We start from the raw sequence: 17,426 nt of genomic DNA on the forward strand, positions 1-17,426 counted from the left end.
CCTTTCGCATTCTGGCAGTGACTGCCGCTTAGTAGCGGTAGTGCTCCGGCTTGAACGGGCCGTTGACCGGCACGTTGATATAGTCGGCCTGTTCTTTGTTCAGAACAGTCAGCTTTGCGCCCAGCTTTTCGAGGTGCAGGAAGGCAACCTTCTCGTCGAGGTGCTTGGGCAGGGTGTAGACCGAGTTCTCGTACGACTTGGCATTGGTCCACAGTTCGATCTGGGCCAGCGTCTGGTTGGTGAACGAGGCCGACATCACGAACGACGGGTGGCCGGTCGCGTTGCCGAGGTTCACCAGACGGCCTTCCGACAGCAGGATGATCTTCTTGCCGTCCGGGAATTCGATGTGGTGGACTTGCGGCTTGATCTCGTCCCACTTGAAGTTCTTCAGGCCAGCGACCTGAATCTCCGAGTCGAAGTGACCAATGTTGCAGACGATGGCGTTGTTACGCATCGCACGCATGTGCTCGACGCGGATCACGTCCTTGTTGCCGGTCGTGGTGACGAAGATGTCGGCCTTGTCGGCAACGTCTTCGAGGGTCTGGACCTCGTAACCTTCCATCGCCGCCTGCAGGGCGCAGATCGGGTCGATTTCGGTGACGATCACGCGCGCGCCGCCGTTACGCAGCGAAGCGGCCGAGCCCTTGCCCACGTCGCCGTAACCGCAGACCACAGCAACCTTGCCCGACAGCATGACGTCGGTGCCGCGACGGATCGCGTCCACCAGCGACTCGCGGCAGCCATACAGGTTGTCGAACTTGGACTTGGTGACGCTGTCATTGACGTTGATGGCCGGGAACGGCAGTTCGCCGCGCTCTGCCATCTGGTACAGGCGGTGAACGCCGGTGGTGGTTTCTTCCGACACGCCGCCGATGGCGTCGCGGATGGCCGAATAGAAGCCCGGCTTTTCGGCCAGATAGCGCTTCATGACCTTGTAGAGGGCTTCTTCTTCTTCGTTCTGCGGGTTGTTCAGGACCGACGGGTCCTTCTCGGCTTTCGGGCCAAGCACGCACAGCAGGGTGGCGTCGCCACCGTCGTCGAGGATCAGGTTCGGATAGCCGCCATCAGCCCATTCGAAGATCTTGTGGGCATAGTCCCAGTATTCTTCGAGGGTTTCACCCTTGAGGGCGAAGACCGGCGTGCCCGAGGCAGCGATAGCCGCAGCCGCGTGGTCTTGCGTCGAGAAGATGTTGCACGAGGCCCAGCGTACTTCGGCACCCAGAGCTTCCAGCGTCTGGATCAGAACGGCGGTCTGGATGGTCATGTGCAGGCTGCCGGCGATGCGGGCACCCTTCAGCGGTTGCGAGGCACCATACTCGGCGCGCAACGCCATCAGGCCCGGCATTTCGGTTTCGGCGATGGCGATTTCCTTGTTGCCAAAGTCGGCAAGCGAGATGTCGCGAACGATATAATCGGTCATGCGGAGGGGTCTCTTAATGTCTGCGCCCGCAGGCGAAGTGGCATGGATGGCAGTTTAACTTGCACTGCCTATACCGCGCGACGGTCAACAGGGCAATCATCATATAAGGATATCTTTATATGAATCTCCCCACCGGACTTTGATCCAGATTAAGGTTCCGTTTGGCTTCACCCCTTATGGACAAGCTTGGCCATCCCCCATGATCAGTATGCTGTTGGTGCCGGGCCTGCATCTGCACAGGAGTTTTGTACGCGTATGTCGGTTCAAACGCTGGAACACCGTATGAATTTCATGGGCTTAAACGGCACTAGCGCCAGCTACCGCGCCATGGGGTCGATCATCGAGATTGCCCTGCCCAAGGCGCTGGACGCTTTTTACGACCGCGCCCGCAAAGAGCCGGAAACGCTTCGCTTTTTCCGTGACGAAGCCCACATCCAGACCGCCCATGCCGCCCAGCAGCACCACTGGAAATCCATCATCGAAGGTCGCGCCGACGCCGAGTATGCCGAGTCCGTGCGCGCCATCGGCAAGGTCCATGCCCGCATCGGTCTGGAGCCGCGCTGGTATATCGGCGGCTACAGCATCATTCTGGCCTATCTGACACGCGCCATTGCCCTGCGCCCGCGCAAGCTGTTTGCCAACAAAAAAGCCCATGACCGCGTCACGGCCGAAGCCATTGCCGAACTGAACCAGCGCGTGATGCTGGATATGGACATGGCCATCAGCATCTATCTGGAAACTCTGGCCGAGGCCCGTAACAGGGCCCAGCAGCAACAGCAGGAAGCCGAAGCCCGCCAGAACGAGGTCGTCAAAGCCCTGGGCAAGGCCCTGCATGGTCTGGCCGAAAATGACCTGTCGACCAGAATCAACGGCCACTTCCCCGAAGAATACCGCTCGCTGCAGCATGATTTCGATGCCGCCACGCGCGCCCTTCGCACCACGGTTCGCGCCGTGGCCGACAGTGTGGAAAGCCTGAGCGCCGGCTCCAGCCAACTGGCCGTGGCCTCCGAAGATCTGGCCACGCGCACCGAGCGTCAGGCCGCCAATCTGGAACGCACTGTCAACGAGGCGGACGCCATCGCCACGCAGGTCTCGACCTCGGCCGAGGGCGCGCGCCAGACCGCAGCCGCCGTGGCCGAGGCGCGCGCCGATGTTTTGGACACCACCTCGGTCGTGGCCGATGCCGTCCACGCCATCCACGCCATAGCCGAATCCTCGGCCGAGATCGCCCGCTTTACCAGCCTGATCGACGAGATCGCCTTCCAGACCAACCTTCTGGCCCTGAACGCCAGCGTCGAGGCCGCCCGCGCAGGCGATGCCGGTCGCGGCTTCTCGGTCGTGGCCCAAGAAGTGCGCGCTCTGGCCCAGCGTTCGGCAGCCGCTTCGGGTGAAATCCGCGGCCTGATCTCGACCTCCAGCGCCCATGTCGCCAAGGGTGTCGATCTGGTCGAGAAGACCGGCGAGGCTCTGGAGCGTATCGGCTCCAAGGTGGTCGCGGTTGATGCTCTGGCAGGCAGTATTGCCCAGTCGGCACAGGAACAGGCCGAGGGCCTTGCCCGCGTGCGCCGCGCCATGGGCGAGATGGACGACATCACCCAGCAGAACGCCGCCATGACCGAAGAAGCCACCGCAGCAGCGCGCCAACTGGCCAACGAGGCCCACGGCCTGAACCAGCAGGTCAGCCGCTTCAAGCTGGAGAATAACGAGCCGGCCGTTCGCCTCGCGGTCAGCAATACCCACGTCGCCTAAGGCGAAACTTATCGATTATCGATGGCGATTTTCCCAAATCGCTCTTGGGCCTGAAGCGGTCGGCGTCTAGTTGGTTTGCCCTGTTTTGACAGGAGCCAGACCATGCCAGACGATCTATGTGCCGACCGACTTCGCCCTGCCACAGCGCATGTTGCGCGCCATGACTGGACGCTGGCCGAGGTCGAGGCCCTGTTCGCCCTGCCCTTTATGGAACTGGTCTATCAGGCCGCGAGCGTCCACCGCCAAAGCTTTGATCCCAGCGAAGTGCAAAAGAGCCAGCTTCTGTCGATCAAGACAGGGGGCTGTGCCGAGAACTGTGGCTATTGCTCGCAATCGGCCAGTTTCAAAACCGGCCTGAAGGCTGAAAAGCTGATGCCCCCCACCGACGTCATCGCCGAAGCCATGGCGGCCAAGGCAGGCGGTGCCAGCCGGTTCTGCATGGGCGCGGCATGGCGCGAACTGAAAGACCGCGACACACCCAAGCTGGCGGCGATGATTTCAGGCGTCAAAGCCTTGGGGCTGGAAACCTGCGCCACGCTGGGCATGCTGAATGCCGATCAGGCCCGCCAACTGAAAGAGGCTGGCCTCGACTATTACAACCACAACCTCGACACCGGCCCCGACTATTATGATCAGGTGGTAACCACACGCACCTATCAGGACCGTCTGGAAACCCTGCAACATGTGCGCGACGCCGGTATGAGCACCTGCTGCGGCGGGATTGTCGGTATGGGCGAGAGCCGCCGTGATCGTGCGGGGCTGTTACATGCGTTGGCCACCCTGCCCGTCCACCCCGACAGTCTGCCGGTCAATGCTCTGGTGCCGGTGGGCGGGACACCGCTGGGCGAGCGCGTGCTCAAAGAGGGCGAAATCCATCCGGTAGAGTTCGTGCGTACCGTGGCAGTCGCCCGACTGGTCTGCCCCAAATCCATGGTGCGGCTGTCAGCGGGTCGCGAAGGCATGAGCGCAGAAATGCAGGCCTTGTGCTTCCTTGCCGGTGCCAATTCGATCTTTGTTGGCGGCAAGCTTTTGACCACGCCGAACCCCGAAGAGGATCACGATACGGCGTTGTTCCGCATGCTGGACCTGCGGCCCATGCCGCTGAAAGACGCGCTGGCGGCCTAGGCCGAACGTCCGCGACGGGTCATGGCCGAGGCTGGAGCCAGTTGCAGACCGCGCTGCTCCAGTCCGGCAACCCAGCGCGATGCGACCTCGATCGTCACCGGATAGCTGAAGGCCGATCCGAAGGCAGCACCGTCGGTCTTTGCCTGAATTTCCAGCGCGTGAAGCTGACGCAGGATCGCCGCCGGTGATTGTTCGTCATCGACGATACGATCTGCCGAGGCGCGGGCAAATGCCCCCGGACGCCCTTGCAGGCTGCCATCATCGACAAAGGCCAGACCCCGCTGGCGAAGCTGGCCCATCAGGGCCGAGGTCGCTGTCTCGGAGGTGGCAAAACGGTCGCCCAGATAGTTGCTGACGCCGTAAAATCCTACGGCGCGCGACAACAACCAGTCCAGCTTGACCGAGACATCCTCGGCAGAGCTGCTGGCCAGAAGCGTATAGGGACCGGGGTCATTGTTCGGATAACCGGTCGGCTCCATCGGCAGCTCGACCAGAACCTCGTGCCCGTAGGAGCGGGCCATATCGACCCAGCGCTGCAGGCCCTCGGCATAGGGGACAAAGCTGAGCGTCACATCGGCAGGCAGGCGCTCGATCGCCGCCCGCGTTGTCACGGCATTCAGTCCCAGACCGCCGACCACCAGCGAAACCGTCGGCTTGCCATTGGAACGGAACGGACGGGCATAGGCCTGTGCGGGAACGCGGCCATCGGCAGCAATACGCGGCAGAGGCCCTTCAGGGCCCGGCTGGTGCAGACCGGCCATCGGCGCGGCGGGCAAGGGATCAGGTTGGCGCACAGGGGCGCTGAAACTGCCGGTCGCAGAAACGCTGGCCCCTTCGGGCAGGGTAATCAGGGCATCGCCAAAACCACCCGCACCTTCGGCATCCACGCCTTCGCTGTCGAGGGTCTGGTAGAGGTCCATACCGGCAAAGCCGAAGACTTCCTCGCCGGTGGCCCCTTCGGCAACCGGCTTGTCGGCTTGTAGACGTGCGCCCGCCGAAGGCATGGCCGCACGTGGATCTCCCGTTAAGGCAATGAACAGGGCCGCAGCCCCCACAACGCACAGGCCCGCAGCCCCGACAATCACCTGTGGTTTTGCCAGCAGGGCGCGGTTCAACCGCTCGCGCGCGGAGGCCGAGGGCGTTCCCGCCGCAGCGGCCAAAGCAGACTGTCGTTTAGCGAACATGGTCACAGCGATGCTCGATCAATCCCGGGGGCAGTTGCCGCGCAAGACGGCAACCTTCACCCTAGATCAAGCCACGTCCGGGTTAAGAAACCCTAACGTTTGTTCACCACGTTGGACAAAAGCACCGTTTTAGTCGGTGCTTGCTTCCTTAGCGGGCACTTCAGCCTCGGGATCGAAGACAATAATGCCCTCGGGCGGTGCCGCCACCTTGGACAGGTCCCCACCGGCCTTCAGGACATCCAGTGCCCTTTGAAGCTGGTAGTCGACATCCTTGTCGAAGCCTTCACCCGGTGCCTCGTGCGGCGTGTGCGGGCCACGACGCTCGGCACCGATCGAGGAATCCAAAGCCGTGGCATAGGCTGCCTCGGAATAGATGAAGCTGGAGCGCGAGATCACCTTGGCCTCGGCTTCGGAGCGGGCAACCTCGAGGTCCGGTTCGATGCCGATCTTCTGGATCGAGCGTCCCGACGGCGTGTAATAACGCGCCGTGGTCAGCGACACCGCACCGTCCTGACCGCCACGCAGCGGGATCACGGTCTGGACCGAGCCCTTGCCGAAGCTGGTCAGGCCGACAATGGTCGCCCGTTCCTGATCTTTCAATGCACCGGCCACAATTTCCGACGCCGAGGCCGAGCCATAGTTGATGAGAACCACAACCGGCAGGCCGCCGGTCAGATCACCCGCCTTGGCCGACCAGCGCTCGATATCTTCGGGTTTGCGGCCGCGCTGGCTGACGATCTCACCGCGTTCCATAAAGGTGTCAGACACCGCCACTGCCGCGTTCAGCAACCCGCCGCCATTATTGCGCAGGTCCAGAACATAGCCCTTCAGGCCCGGCTTTTCAGTTTTCAGGCGGGCAATGGTTTCGTGCAGTTCGCGCTCGGTATTCTCGTTAAAGGTCGAGATGCGCAGATAACCGTAATCACCTTCGAGGCGGCCCGAAACCGAGTTCACCTTGATCACTTCGCGGGTCAGTTCGACCTCGCGCGGGTCTTCTCCATCACGCAGGAAGGTAACCTTGATCGAGGTACCAGCGGCCCCGCGCAGCTTGTCCGACACATCGCTGACGGTCATGCCAGCCGTGCTCTGGCCGTTAATGGCGCTGATGACATCACCCGCCTGAACGCCGGCACGGGCCGAGGGGCTTTCGTCCATCGGCGAGACGACCTTGATCAGGGCACCATCGGCCGAAATCGTCAGGCCCACGCCCGAATACTGGCCTTCGGTACGCTCGCGCAGATCGCCATAGGCCTTGGGGGCCAGATAGTTCGAATGCGGGTCCAGCGCCGTCATCATGCCCGACAGCGCCGCCTCGATCAGCTTCTTGTTATCGACCGGCACCACATAGACCTGCTCGACAATGCCCATGACATCGCCAAACAGTTCCAGCATGCGGAAGGTCTCGTTGCGCGGGGTCTGGCTGGCCACAGCCGCCGCCGATCCACCCAAGACCAGGGCGGCACATCCCACGAGAAGCAGTTTACGCATTCGTTCTCTTTCCTGCGGCCACCGCGTTCGGCGACCGATATCCATTCGCCCGATCCTTACGCGCTATAGGCACAGATACAATCGGTAGGCTCCGGATTTTTTAAGGCAATCCCCGATCAGCGGGCGATCTGGCGACTTTGTGAAGTGAATGGCCCAGACCCCCATCCAGCCCATCAATCCAGCCAGGGCGCGGGATCAATCGGGCGCTCTCCACGGCGCAGTTCGAAATAGGCCTCGCCGTCTTCCGGCGTATGGCCAAGGGTCTGGCCTTCGCTTACGCGCTGGCCGACCTCGACATCGACACGGTCCATGCCTGCCATCACGGCGCGCCAACCTGGTCCGAGGTCCAGAATAACGATCTCGCCCCATTCCTTCATCGGGCCAGCAAACAGCACGCGCCCCGCCGCAGGGGCGCTGACCGGTGCCTTGCTGGCATGCCAGCGCCAGCCGACCGAGCCGGAACCATAGGTCTGGGCCGGAAGACCCGAGACAGGCCGCACCAGCCGCTCACGGCCCGCAGGGTTGCGGCTGAGCGGCTCAAGGGTCTGGCCATCAACCGAAGGCAGACGCCCCCCGACATCACGGATGCGCCCTTCCAGCGCATTGGTGGCGCGCTCGGCACGGGCGGCCTCGGCACGCAACACACTGCGCAGAGCCATTTTACGGGTGGTCAGGTTTTCAATCTCGGCCCGACGCTGGTTCTGGGCGCTTTCCACCGTGAACAGGCGCTCGCTCGACATGGCCGCCAGTCGACGGATACGGTTGATCTCTTCCTGCCGCTCGACCAGCACCTTGGTGCGTTCATGGATTTCCGGCGTCATGGCCCGGATCATAATATTGGCCCGCACCGTATCGCGAGCACGGTCCGCAGGCACCAATAGCGGCGGCGGCGGTTTGCGCGACATCATTTGTAATGCCGACAGCAGACGCCCCTGCGCTGCCCCTTCACGCGACATCTCGGACAACAGGCTCGCCTCGCGGTCCCCAAGTTCCTTCAGGCGCGCGCGCTGGGCATCCATTTGCAGATCGTCGCTGGCCTGTTCACCGCGCAGGTCCGACAACTGCACATCCAGCTTGACCAGATCTTCGGCAGCCTGCGCCGCCTCGGCACGCAGGCGACGGGCACGGGCCATTTCGTCACGGTATTCGGCATTCAGCCGCGCCAGTTCCTCGTTCGCAGACGGGCGCTGGCCGACCGCAGGGCCGGAGGCCAGCAGCACCAGTGCCGTCGTCGTTGCAAGAATGAGGATCGGACGTTTCATCAGTCCCGATGATAAGGTGATCCGGCCATGATCGTCACGGCCCTATAAACCTGTTCGGCCAGCATAGCGCGTGCAAGGGCATGCGGCCATGTCTGTGGCCCAAAGGCCAGGGTCGAGCGGGCCACTTCGCGCACCCGCTTATCCAAACCGTCTGCGCCCCCGATCACAAAGACCAGCTTGCGCTCGCCCTGATCGCGCAGGGCGGCAATATGTTCGGCAAAGGCGCGGCTGGAATAGGCTTTGCCACGCTCGTCACAGGCGATCAGATGCGCGCCTTCGGCCGCCGCGAGCAACAGCTCCGCCTCGGGCCCCTTGCCGCTTTTGCGCGGTTCGAGATCGATCAGTTCCAGTGGCCCCAAACCTAAAGGGCGACCCGCAAGGGTCGCCCTTCGGGCATAGTCGTCTGCCAGTTCCGCCTCGGGGCCACGGCCCGGTTTACCGATCGCCGCAATCGCCAGCTTCATCGAGACAGTCCGTCAGATAAAAGGATCAGTTGCGGCCGAGGCCACGGTGGGCGCTATCGACAGCCCAGATCTTTTCAATGTTGTAGAAGGTACGCACTTCCGGACGGAACAGGTGGACGATGACGTCGCCTGCATCCAGCAGCACCCAGTCGCAATGCGGCAGGCCTTCGACCTTCACCTTGCCCAGACCCATTTCCTTGAACAGGCGCAGCAGGTGGTCAGCCAAGGCACCGACGTGACGGTGCGAACGGCCCGAAGCCACGATCATGGCGTCGGACATCGGGCTCTTGCCACGCAGGTCGATCAGGACGAGGTCCTGTGCCTTGTCAAAATCCAGTTTGGCCAGAATGGCGTTTTCCAGCTCGGTCTCGCCGGTCGGCAGCGGCTGGTTTTCACCAGCGTCATTCTGAAGGGACTCGTCACCAAACTCTTCCGCTTCCGAATGGAGGGGATCGAGGGCGTCCGTGTCACGCTCTGCCGATTGGGCAGCGACGTCATGCGCATCGTGCGCGGGGTGGGGGCTCAGCGGAGGGCTCCGATAGGGTTTACCAAAAGATCACTATAGCACCTGTCGCACAAAACGTCACCCGTCCTCGGCGGAACGCTTGCGCGCCGTGCGAATGGCGCTCGAGGAACGCGGATTCAGCGGGGCCACAATATAGGTCCAGGCCGGTGCTTTGAGGCTGGGCAAAAGGCCTGCCTGTTCGGCTGGAACCCTTGCCCGCCCGAAGCGCACGGCCGCAGGCGCAGAACGGCTGTCCATAAGGCTTCCGGGGCGGGCGATCACCGCCATCGGCATCAGCCGCATGATGTCGGTCCAACCTCTCCAGCGATGGAAGCCCGCCAGATTGTCGGACCCCATCAGCCACACGAACTTCACCCCCGGATGGCGTGCGACCAAAGTTCTAAGCGTATCGACGGTCCATTGCGTCCCCATACGCGTCTCGACATCCGAGACAATCATGTTGGGGCCGACCATACGGGCCATATCGCGCGCCGAGCTCATCCGTTCTTCCAGCGGGGCCATCTCGTGCGAGGATTTCAGCGGATTTTGCGGCGAGACCAGCCAGACCACGCGATCCAGCCCCAGACGGCGCATTGCCGTTTCGGCCACATGAGCATGGCCGTCATGGGCCGGATTAAACGAGCCGCCAAACAGCCCCACCTTCATACCCGGCGTCAGGTGCAGGCCATCCCTCAGCGCTCCGGAACGGAGGCCGCTGCCTTTGGGTGCAGGTCCGGCATGAAAGAAGGACAAGGGCGATCAGTTACGGCTGTTAAGGGCTGGCAGGATGCTTTTGCTCATCGCTGCCCTAACATGCGGTTTACAGGCTGTCTCGACGAAACCTGTCACCGGGCGAAAACGTCAGCTGGCGTTCAGAACTCGCGCCAGCTGGACCCCGGATCACGCTCACCCGGCTGGGCCAGTTGCTGACCCCAGGTGATCATCATCAGCGCCTTGTGGCTGCGGATCTTGTACTGGCCGATCATCGGGGTCACAGCGCCTAGCGGCATGCCGGTGCGGGTGTCGTAGATAAAGCCCGAAAACTCGGCCACGCCCATCCGGTCACGGTTCGAATAGATCGAGACCTCGGGAATGGAGACGACATTCAGCGCGTCATTGATCGGCACGCGCATATCCGGAATACCGAAGACACGGCGCATCTGTTCCAGCGACAGGGCCGCAGCGCGGACCTCGAACACAGCATCGCTCTCGCCGCGTTCACGCACCAGCGCATAGCCCGCTTCGGACAAGGCAGCCCGAATGGCGCTTAGCGCAAAACGGGCATTCTCGGCCTGAAAATAGGTTTCATCGACATAGACGCGCGCGCCTTGCGGGATCGGCAGCATCAGCCCCTCGACCGCACGTTCGGCCGCACGGTTGACCAGCAACATGTCCGTGGCTGTTCGCGCCGGATTGGTTTCGGTTACCGATGCACAGGCCGTCAGCGCCAATAGCAGCGCCATACCCGCCGAGGCGCGCATCACGCCCATTACCACTGCCCCGTATTGGGCATCGAAGCCCAGGGCTCTGCGGGCGCTAAGCGCTCGCCCTTTTGCAGCAGTTCGATCGAGATATTGTCCGGCGAACGCACAAAGGCCATCCAGCCGTCACGCGGCGGACGGTTGATCACCACGCCACCGGCCGCCAGCTTTTCGCAGGCGGCATAGACATCGTCGACCTCGAAGGCGAGGTGGCCGAAATTACGACCGCCATCATAGTCTTCGGTGTCCCAATTATAGGTCAGTTCGACTTCGGGCTGTTTTTCCGCGCGGGCACGATCGGCGTCCTGCGGTGCCGCCAGATAGACGAGGGTAAAGCGACCGGCCTCGTTTTCCATACGGCGTGTTTCCACCAGACCCAGCAGGTCACGATAGAAATGCAGCGAAGCCTCGAGGTCTTTCACCCGAACCATGGTGTGTAAATAACGCATGCGAGCTAGCTTACCCCGAACAACGACCTAAATGTGACAAGCCAAAGGCCCGCATTGCTGCGAGCCTTCAAGTCTTTAGTGGGATTCTGGCGGACGCGCCGCCGGATCCAGATAGTGGCTGTCGTCCTCGGCTGCCGCCGCCAGCACAAAGCGGCGGTCGCAATAGGTGCACTCGACAGAGTCGTCCTCACCCATTTCCAGATAGACCAGCGGGTGACCGAGGGCACCGCCACCGCCATCACAGGCCACGCGCTTTTGCGAGACCAGAACTTCTTCGGCGTGTGGGACGGGGGCGTCGAGGTGGCGCGGCGGCATGGATCAATCCTCAGATAGGCGTTTGCGCCTTCCTAGGCGTCCGCCGTCATCAGGTCAAACCCCTGGCTCCCGCGCCACTCATCGCTGGCCCTCAGTTCTTTGACGAAAAGGCGGCTTTCATCCGGCCAAAGAAACGCGCCACGCGGTCACGACGGCGGGCATAGAAGCTCAGCCCCAGACTGGCCGCACCGATCCACAGACCGGCCTCGCCGACAATGGCAAAGACCCCTGCGATCGCCAGTCCGGCGGTCATGGCGATCATATCGGCCTTGATGGCAAATACGCTGGCGACAAAGCCGGCATAGCCGAGCACACAAAATCCGAGGGCGACAAACCCGATTGTGCGCAGTTTCAGCGAGCATTTCTTCGGGGCTTCGATGGTTGTGGTGGCTTGGGTCATGTTGCGTGTCCAGATACCTTGTCGTTATGTAAAGATAACTTGTCTTATCCGATTTGCGCTGTCAAGCACCCTTGTCTGATGTTTTTTCACACACGCCTTGGCTAGAGGACGCTTCGTCCCTACCTATGGCCCAGCTATTCCTCTCATATGCAAAGCCCGCACATGACCGCTTCGACTGCCTCTTCGCCCCAGACCCTGCCCGAAAACGCCATCGAGGTTAGCGGTCTGAAAAAGACCTATAAGGGCAATGGCAAGGCACCGGCCAAGGTCGCGTTGCGCGGCGTTGATCTGACGGTCAAACGCGGTTCGATGTTCGGCCTTCTGGGTCCGAACGGCGCGGGCAAGTCCACCCTCATCAACATCATTGCCGGTGTGGTGAACAAGTCCGAAGGCACGGTCAAAATCTGGGACCGCGATATCGACACCCACAGCCGCGATGCCCGCTCGGCGCTAGGGGTCGTGCCGCAGGAAATCGTCGCCGATGTGTTCTTCACCCCGCGCGAGTCTCTGGAGGTTCAGGCCGGTTTCTATGGTGTACCGGCCGACGAGCGTCGCTCCGATGAGTTGCTGGCCGCCCTTGGTCTGTCGGACAAGGCCAATGCCTATGTGCGCTCGCTGTCCGGCGGCATGAAGCGCCGCCTGATGGTGGCCAAGGCACTGGTGCACAATCCGCCGGTGCTGATCCTCGACGAGCCGACCGCCGGTGTCGACGTGGAGTTGCGCCGCCAACTGTGGGAGTATGTGCGCAAGATCAACGAGGAAGGCGTCACGGTTATCCTGACGACCCACTACCTCGAAGAGGCACAGGAACTGTGCGACACCATCGCCATCGTCAATCGCGGCGAGGTCATCACCTGCGAGCCGACCGAGCAACTGCTCCGCCGTCTGGATACCCGCAATGTGGTGGTCACACCGGATACACCGGTGACCGCCCTGCCCGTTCTGAACGGCTTTACCGTCACCGGCCGCGCCAACGGGGCCTTTGCCGTCACCTATCGTACCGGCGAGGCCAGTGTCGAACAGGTACTGGCCGCTGTGCGCGGCGCAGGCATTTCGATCCGCGACATCACGACCGAGGATCCCGATCTGGAAGACGTCTTCCTCGCCCTCACCTATGGCGATACCAGCCGTCCCGATCCGACCAAGGACTGACCGCTCAGGTCACCATGACCGTGCCCAGCATGACGCGGGCACCCGCACGACCCAGAACGCGGTCTGCGGCACGCTGCAAAGCCCGCGTCAGGGATTCTACATCCGGCAGGGCCCCAGCAAGCAGATGCACCGCTTCGGAGCGCACAGCCTCGTTAAACGCCGCGTTCAGGCGCGGACGTGACAGCTTGGCATGTTCCAGCAGAGCCGCGTCTGTAAAGACCAGCGTACTTTCGACGGACATAACACCGCGTCGTCCATGCGTGCGCAGCACGCTGGCTGTGGCCAGAGGCATGGGCATTTCGCCGCCACCCGACTTGGTCTCGCCCTTGGGGCTGGCCAGGGCCGGTTTCGGCACCACAGAGGCCACCAGCATGAACATAAGTAGGGCGCGACGATCCATGCCCCCAATCTGCACCCAGACGTTTTAAAGTCCCGTTACGTCTAGCCCTTGATCAAACCTCGGTTTAGCGTGGCGTTATGACGTTTGATCCCAGAGATTACCGGCCCAATGTGGGGGTCGTTTTGTTCAACGAGGCTGGCAAGGTTTGGTTGGGCCTTCGGGCCAATACACCCGGGCCCTATAACTGGCAGTTCCCGCAAGGGGGTGTCGATGATGGCGAGGACCTCGAAGCCGCAGCCCGCCGCGAGTTGAAAGAAGAAACCGGCGTCAGCAATGCCGAGTTTCTCGCCCGCACACAGTCATGGGTCTATTACGACTTTCCCGATCACGCCCAAGGCCCGAAGGCATGGCGCGGCTATAAAGGCCAACGCCAGATGTGGTTCGCCTTTCGCCTGACCGGTCCCGACAGCGAGATCGACCTGTTTGCCGATGACGAGGTCGAGTTTGAAGCTTGGCGCTGGGCCGCTCTGGACGAGGCGCTGGACCTGATCGTGCCGTTCAAACGCCCCGCCTATGAAACCGTGGTCGAGGCCTTCAAGCATCTCGCCACCTAGGCATCCGGCGACTTAAGACCCGCCCCATACGCAAAGAAAAAGGCTCCCGACATCACTGTCGGGAGCCTTTGATCTTTTACGGATATCGCCGCTTAGGCGGTGATTTCCGAGGCCTCTTCGGCGAGGATGGTCAGGCCTTCGGCGTTCACATCTGCAAAGCCGCCTTTGACGTCGAAACGACGACGGGCATTGCCTTCATAGATGGTGATCACGCCTTCACGCAGCGTGGTCATGAACGGAGCGTGGCCCGGCAGGACGCCGAAGTCGCCCTCGACACCCGGTGCGTCGACCTGATCGACCTGGCCCGCGAAAATTTCGCGTTCCGGGGCGACGAGGGAGAAGTTCAGCTTACCGGTCATGGATTAGGCCTCAGAAGCCATCTTCTCGGCCTTAGCGACGACTTCGTCGATCGCGCCAACCATGTAGAAAGCGGCTTCCGGCAGGTGATCGTATTCACCAGCCACGATGCCCTTGAACGAACGGATCGTGTCGGCCAGTTCGACGAAGGCACCCGGGGTGTTCGTGAACTGCTCGGCAACGTGGAACGGCTGCGACAGGAAGCGCTGGATCTTACGGGCACGGGCCACGATCAGCTTGTCGTCTTCCGACAGTTCGTCCATGCCCAGGATGGCGATGATGTCCTTCAGCGCCTTGTACTGTTGCAGGGTTTCCTGAACCTGACGGGCAACGGTGTAGTGTTCTTCACCGATGACCAGCGGGTCCATGATGCGCGAGGTCGAGTCCAGCGGATCCACGGCCGGGAAGATCGCCTGTGCCGCGATGTCGCGGTTCAGAACGGTCGTCGCGTCCAAGTGGGCGAAGGTACCAGCAGGTGCAGGGTCGGTAAGGTCATCGGCCGGGACGTAGATGGCTTGAACCGAAGTGATCGAGCCCTTCTTGGTCGAGGTGATGCGCTCTTGCAGGTTACCCATTTCGGTCGCCAGCGTCGGCTGATAGCCCACGGCCGACGGGATACGGCCCAGCAGAGCCGACACTTCCGAACCGGCTTGGGTAAAGCGGAAGATGTTGTCGACGAACAGCAGCACGTCCTTGCCTTCTTCGTCGCGGAAGTATTCTGCGATCGACAGGCCGGTCAGAGCAACGCGAGCGCGCGCACCGGGAGGCTCGTTCATTTGGCCGTAAACCAGGGCGCACTTGGAACCAACGGTCGAGCCGCCGTTTTCCTTCGGATCCACGTTCACGTTCGACTCGATCATCTCGTGATACAGGTCGTTGCCTTCGCGGGTACGTTCACCCACACCGGCCAGAACCGAGTAACCGCCGTATGCCTTGGCGATGTTGTTGATCAGCTCTTGCATGGTGACGGTCTTGCCGACGCCAGCGCCGCCGAACAGGCCGATCTTGCCGCCCTTGGTGTACGGGCAGATCAGGTCGATGACCTTAATGCCGGTGACCAGGATTTCCGACGAGGTCGACTGTTGGTCGAAGCTCGGTGCGTCCTTGTGGATCGGACGGTATTCGGTGGTTTGCAGCGGGCCGGCTTCGTCGATCGGCTGACCGACGACGTTCATGATGCGGCCGAGCGTGCCCGGGCCAACCGGAGCCATGATCGACTTGCCGGTGTCCACGACGGCTTGACCACGGGTCAGGCCTTCGGTGGTGTCCATCGAGATGGCGCGGACCATGTTCTCGCCGAGGTGCTGGGCAACCTCGAGGATCAGGGTGAAAGGCTCGCCGGTCTTCTGGTCAACGTTCTGGGTTTCCAGAGCGTTCAGAATAGCAGGCAGCGCGCCTTCAAACTGCACGTCGACAACGGCACCGATGACCTGGGCAATCTTGCCCTGGCCGGTAGCGGCAACGGTAGCAGTCTTTTTAGCAGCCGGTTTCTTGGCGGCGGTTTTCTTCGGAGCGGCGGTGTCGGTCATGGGTGTGTCCGGTTCGAATAGGGTGTCGTTCAAGATCAGATGGCTTCGGCGCCAGCGATGATCTCGATCAGCTCGGTGGTGATCTGGGCTTGACGCTTACGGTTATATTGCAGGGTCAGAGCATTGATGAGGTCGCCCGCATTACGCGTTGCGTTGTCCATCGCTGCCATCTGCGAACCGAAGAAGCCTGCTTGGTTTTCCAGCAGCGCCGCCAGGATCTGGGTGGTGAGGTTACGCGGCAGCAGCGTTTCGAGGATTTCCTCTTCCGACGGCTCGTACTCGTAAAGAGCGGTCGCGGATTCGGTTGCTGCAGCGTTCTCGATCACAGCCGGAACCAGTTGGGCACCGGTCGGAACCTGTTGGATCACCGACTTGAACTGGCTGTAGAACAGCTGGACCACATCGGTCTGGCCGGTCTCGAACATTTCGGCAATCAGTTCGGCAATCGGCTGGGCCGAGTGCAGACCGACGGTCTTGTGTTCCGACAGTTCGAAGGTGCGAACCAGCTTGTCACCATAGAGGCGCTGCAACTGGTCACGCGATTTACGGCCGACGGCGACGATCTTCACGTCCTTGCCGTTCGCAATCAGGCTGTTGATGCGCTCGCGCGCAGCCTTGATCACGTTCGACGAGAAGCCGCCTGCCAGACCCTTGTCGGCAGTGGCCACCACGATCAGGTGACGTTGATCCTCGCCGGTCCCAGCGAGAAGGCGCGGAGCATCCGCACCTTGCACGCCAGCGGCCAGGTTGGCGATCACCGAAGCCATACGCTGGGCGTAAGGACGGGCATTTTCAGCCTGTTCCTGCGAACGCTTCAGCTTGGCCGCGGCGACCATGTTCAGGGCTTTCGTGATCTTCTGCGTCGACTTGACGCTTCCGATCCGATTGCGCATTTCCTTGAGGCTGGCCATCCGGCGTTACTCTCGCTTCGGTTGGGGCTTCGGGTTAGGCGAAGGTTTTCAGGAAGGATTCCAGAACGCCCTTAAGCTCGGTTTCGAGCTCGGCGGTCAGGTCCTTCTTGGTGCGGATACCGTCCAGCAGCGAAGCATTGTTCGCGTGGACGCGGGCCAGCAGTTCCTTCTCGAAGCGACCAACGTCAGCGACGTTGATGCCATCAAGGTAACCACGGGTACCGGCGTAAACCGACACAACCTGCTCTTCCATCGACAGCGGCGAGTACTGCGGCTGCTTCAGCAGCTCGGTCAGACGCGCGCCACGGGCCAGCAGTTTCTGGGTCGAAACGTCGAGGTCCGAACCGAACTTGGCGAAGGCGGCCATTTCACGATACTGGGCCAGCTCGCCCTTGATCGGACCAGCAACCTTCTTCATCGCCTTGGTTTGAGCCGACGAGCCCACGCGCGACACCGAGATGCCGACGTTCACAGCCGGACGGATGCCTTGGTAGAACAGGTCCGATTCCAGGAAGATCTGGCCGTCGGTGATCGAGATCACGTTGGTCGGGATATAGGCCGACACGTCGTTAGCTTGCGTTTCGATGATCGGCAGAGCGGTCAGCGAGCCCGAACCGTAGTCGGCGTTCAGCTTGGCCGAACGTTCCAGCAGGCGCGAGTGCAGGTAGAAGACGTCGCCCG

19 protein-coding genes and 1 pseudogene are annotated in these 17,426 nt (G+C 61.9%); 4 read left to right on the forward strand and 16 right to left on the reverse strand.

From position 1 onward, the window contains the following. Positions 1-28: 28 nt before the first annotated feature. Positions 29-1,420: an adenosylhomocysteinase gene (ahcY, locus tag RSB01_RS06080; protein WP_332619409.1), complete on the reverse strand. Its 1,392-nt coding sequence runs from the start codon at positions 1,418-1,420 to the stop codon at positions 29-31. A 255-nt stretch (positions 1,421-1,675) separates the two neighbouring features. Here ahcY and RSB01_RS06085 point away from each other — a divergent pair, with 255 nt between their 5' ends. Both RSB01_RS06085 and bioB read left to right on the forward strand, forming a co-directional pair. Continuing rightward, the gene (locus tag RSB01_RS06085; RefSeq protein ID WP_332619410.1) at positions 1,676-3,169 is read left to right on the forward strand and encodes a globin-coupled sensor protein; all 1,494 of its coding nucleotides are present in this window, start codon (positions 1,676-1,678) and stop codon (positions 3,167-3,169) included. A 102-nt stretch (positions 3,170-3,271) separates the two neighbouring features. Further along, positions 3,272-4,294, forward strand: coding sequence for a biotin synthase BioB (bioB, locus tag RSB01_RS06090; protein ID WP_332589639.1), 1,023 nt, complete (start codon positions 3,272-3,274; stop codon positions 4,292-4,294). Here the strand turns inward: bioB and RSB01_RS06095 are convergent. The 10 genes from RSB01_RS06095 to RSB01_RS06140 all read right to left on the reverse strand — a co-directional run bounded on the left by RSB01_RS06095 (position 4,291) and on the right by RSB01_RS06140 (position 11,842). After that, the gene (locus RSB01_RS06095) at positions 4,291-5,478 is read right to left on the reverse strand and encodes a divergent polysaccharide deacetylase family protein (RefSeq protein ID WP_332589640.1); all 1,188 of its coding nucleotides are present in this window, start codon (positions 5,476-5,478) and stop codon (positions 4,291-4,293) included. The two genes, bioB and RSB01_RS06095, sit on opposite strands and share 4 nt — an antisense overlap. 129 nt (positions 5,479-5,607) lie before the next feature. Further along, positions 5,608-6,966: a S41 family peptidase gene (locus RSB01_RS06100; RefSeq protein ID WP_332589641.1), complete on the reverse strand. Its 1,359-nt coding sequence runs from the start codon at positions 6,964-6,966 to the stop codon at positions 5,608-5,610. A gap of 173 nt (positions 6,967-7,139) precedes the next feature. Further along, positions 7,140-8,228: a peptidoglycan DD-metalloendopeptidase family protein gene (locus RSB01_RS06105; protein ID WP_332589642.1), complete on the reverse strand. Its 1,089-nt coding sequence runs from the start codon at positions 8,226-8,228 to the stop codon at positions 7,140-7,142. After that, complete coding sequence (gene rlmH / locus RSB01_RS06110; RefSeq protein ID WP_332589643.1) at positions 8,228-8,692, reverse strand: 23S rRNA (pseudouridine(1915)-N(3))-methyltransferase RlmH; 465 nt, start codon at positions 8,690-8,692, stop codon at positions 8,228-8,230. The genes RSB01_RS06105 and rlmH overlap by 1 nt, the downstream gene beginning before the upstream one ends. Positions 8,693-8,717: 25 nt before the next feature. After that, positions 8,718-9,218, reverse strand: a complete 501-nt coding sequence (rsfS, locus tag RSB01_RS06115) for a ribosome silencing factor (protein WP_332619605.1) — start codon at positions 9,216-9,218, stop codon at positions 8,718-8,720. Positions 9,219-9,275: 57 nt separating this feature from the next. Further along, positions 9,276-9,881, reverse strand: a complete 606-nt coding sequence (locus tag RSB01_RS06120; RefSeq protein ID WP_332589684.1) for a nicotinate-nucleotide adenylyltransferase — start codon at positions 9,879-9,881, stop codon at positions 9,276-9,278. A gap of 188 nt (positions 9,882-10,069) precedes the next feature. Next, on the reverse strand, positions 10,070-10,687 hold the full coding sequence (locus RSB01_RS06125; RefSeq protein ID WP_332589644.1) for a DUF6655 family protein: 618 nt from the start codon (positions 10,685-10,687) through the stop codon (positions 10,070-10,072). Continuing rightward, positions 10,687-11,127 (reverse strand): VOC family protein, encoded by a 441-nt coding sequence (locus RSB01_RS06130; RefSeq protein ID WP_332619603.1) that lies wholly within the window; start codon positions 11,125-11,127, stop codon positions 10,687-10,689. Before RSB01_RS06130 ends, RSB01_RS06125 begins: the two co-directional genes overlap by 1 nt. Positions 11,128-11,202: 75 nt before the next feature. Next, on the reverse strand, positions 11,203-11,442 hold the full coding sequence (locus RSB01_RS06135) for a zinc-finger domain-containing protein (protein ID WP_332589646.1): 240 nt from the start codon (positions 11,440-11,442) through the stop codon (positions 11,203-11,205). Between the two features lie 91 nt (positions 11,443-11,533). Next, positions 11,534-11,842: a hypothetical protein gene (locus tag RSB01_RS06140; protein WP_332589647.1), complete on the reverse strand. Its 309-nt coding sequence runs from the start codon at positions 11,840-11,842 to the stop codon at positions 11,534-11,536. A 162-nt stretch (positions 11,843-12,004) separates the two neighbouring features. Between RSB01_RS06140 and RSB01_RS06145 the strand changes: the two genes are divergently transcribed. After that, positions 12,005-12,994 (forward strand): ABC transporter ATP-binding protein, encoded by a 990-nt coding sequence (locus RSB01_RS06145; RefSeq protein WP_332589648.1) that lies wholly within the window; start codon positions 12,005-12,007, stop codon positions 12,992-12,994. Between the two features lie 4 nt (positions 12,995-12,998). On the opposite strand, the gene RSB01_RS06150 is transcribed toward RSB01_RS06145, so the two are convergent. Beyond that, positions 12,999-13,394: a Tat pathway signal protein gene (locus RSB01_RS06150; RefSeq protein WP_332589649.1), complete on the reverse strand. Its 396-nt coding sequence runs from the start codon at positions 13,392-13,394 to the stop codon at positions 12,999-13,001. A 77-nt stretch (positions 13,395-13,471) separates the two neighbouring features. Here RSB01_RS06150 and RSB01_RS06155 point away from each other — a divergent pair, with 77 nt between their 5' ends. Next, entirely contained in the window at positions 13,472-13,948 is a 477-nt protein-coding gene (locus RSB01_RS06155) for an RNA pyrophosphohydrolase (RefSeq protein ID WP_332589650.1), read from the forward strand. 92 nt (positions 13,949-14,040) lie between these two features. Here RSB01_RS06155 and RSB01_RS06160 read toward each other — a convergent pair whose 3' ends face one another. The 4 genes and pseudogenes from RSB01_RS06160 to RSB01_RS06175 form a co-directional block, all read right to left on the reverse strand. Beyond that, positions 14,041-14,307: an ATP synthase F1 subunit epsilon gene (locus RSB01_RS06160; RefSeq protein ID WP_332589651.1), complete on the reverse strand. Its 267-nt coding sequence runs from the start codon at positions 14,305-14,307 to the stop codon at positions 14,041-14,043. 3 nt (positions 14,308-14,310) lie between these two features. Then, the gene (gene atpD / locus RSB01_RS06165; protein WP_332589652.1) at positions 14,311-15,834 is read right to left on the reverse strand and encodes a F0F1 ATP synthase subunit beta; all 1,524 of its coding nucleotides are present in this window, start codon (positions 15,832-15,834) and stop codon (positions 14,311-14,313) included. A gap of 35 nt (positions 15,835-15,869) precedes the next feature. After that, a complete protein-coding gene (locus tag RSB01_RS06170; RefSeq protein ID WP_332589653.1) occupies positions 15,870-16,745 on the reverse strand; it encodes a F0F1 ATP synthase subunit gamma in 876 nt (291 codons plus the stop codon). Positions 16,746-16,779: 34 nt separating this feature from the next. Next, positions 16,780-17,426: pseudogene (locus RSB01_RS06175) on the reverse strand (F0F1 ATP synthase subunit alpha); the annotation flags it as partial.

This window comes from Brevundimonas sp. (assembly GCF_036659295.1).
Taxonomy (GTDB): Bacteria; Pseudomonadota; Alphaproteobacteria; order Caulobacterales; family Caulobacteraceae; genus Brevundimonas.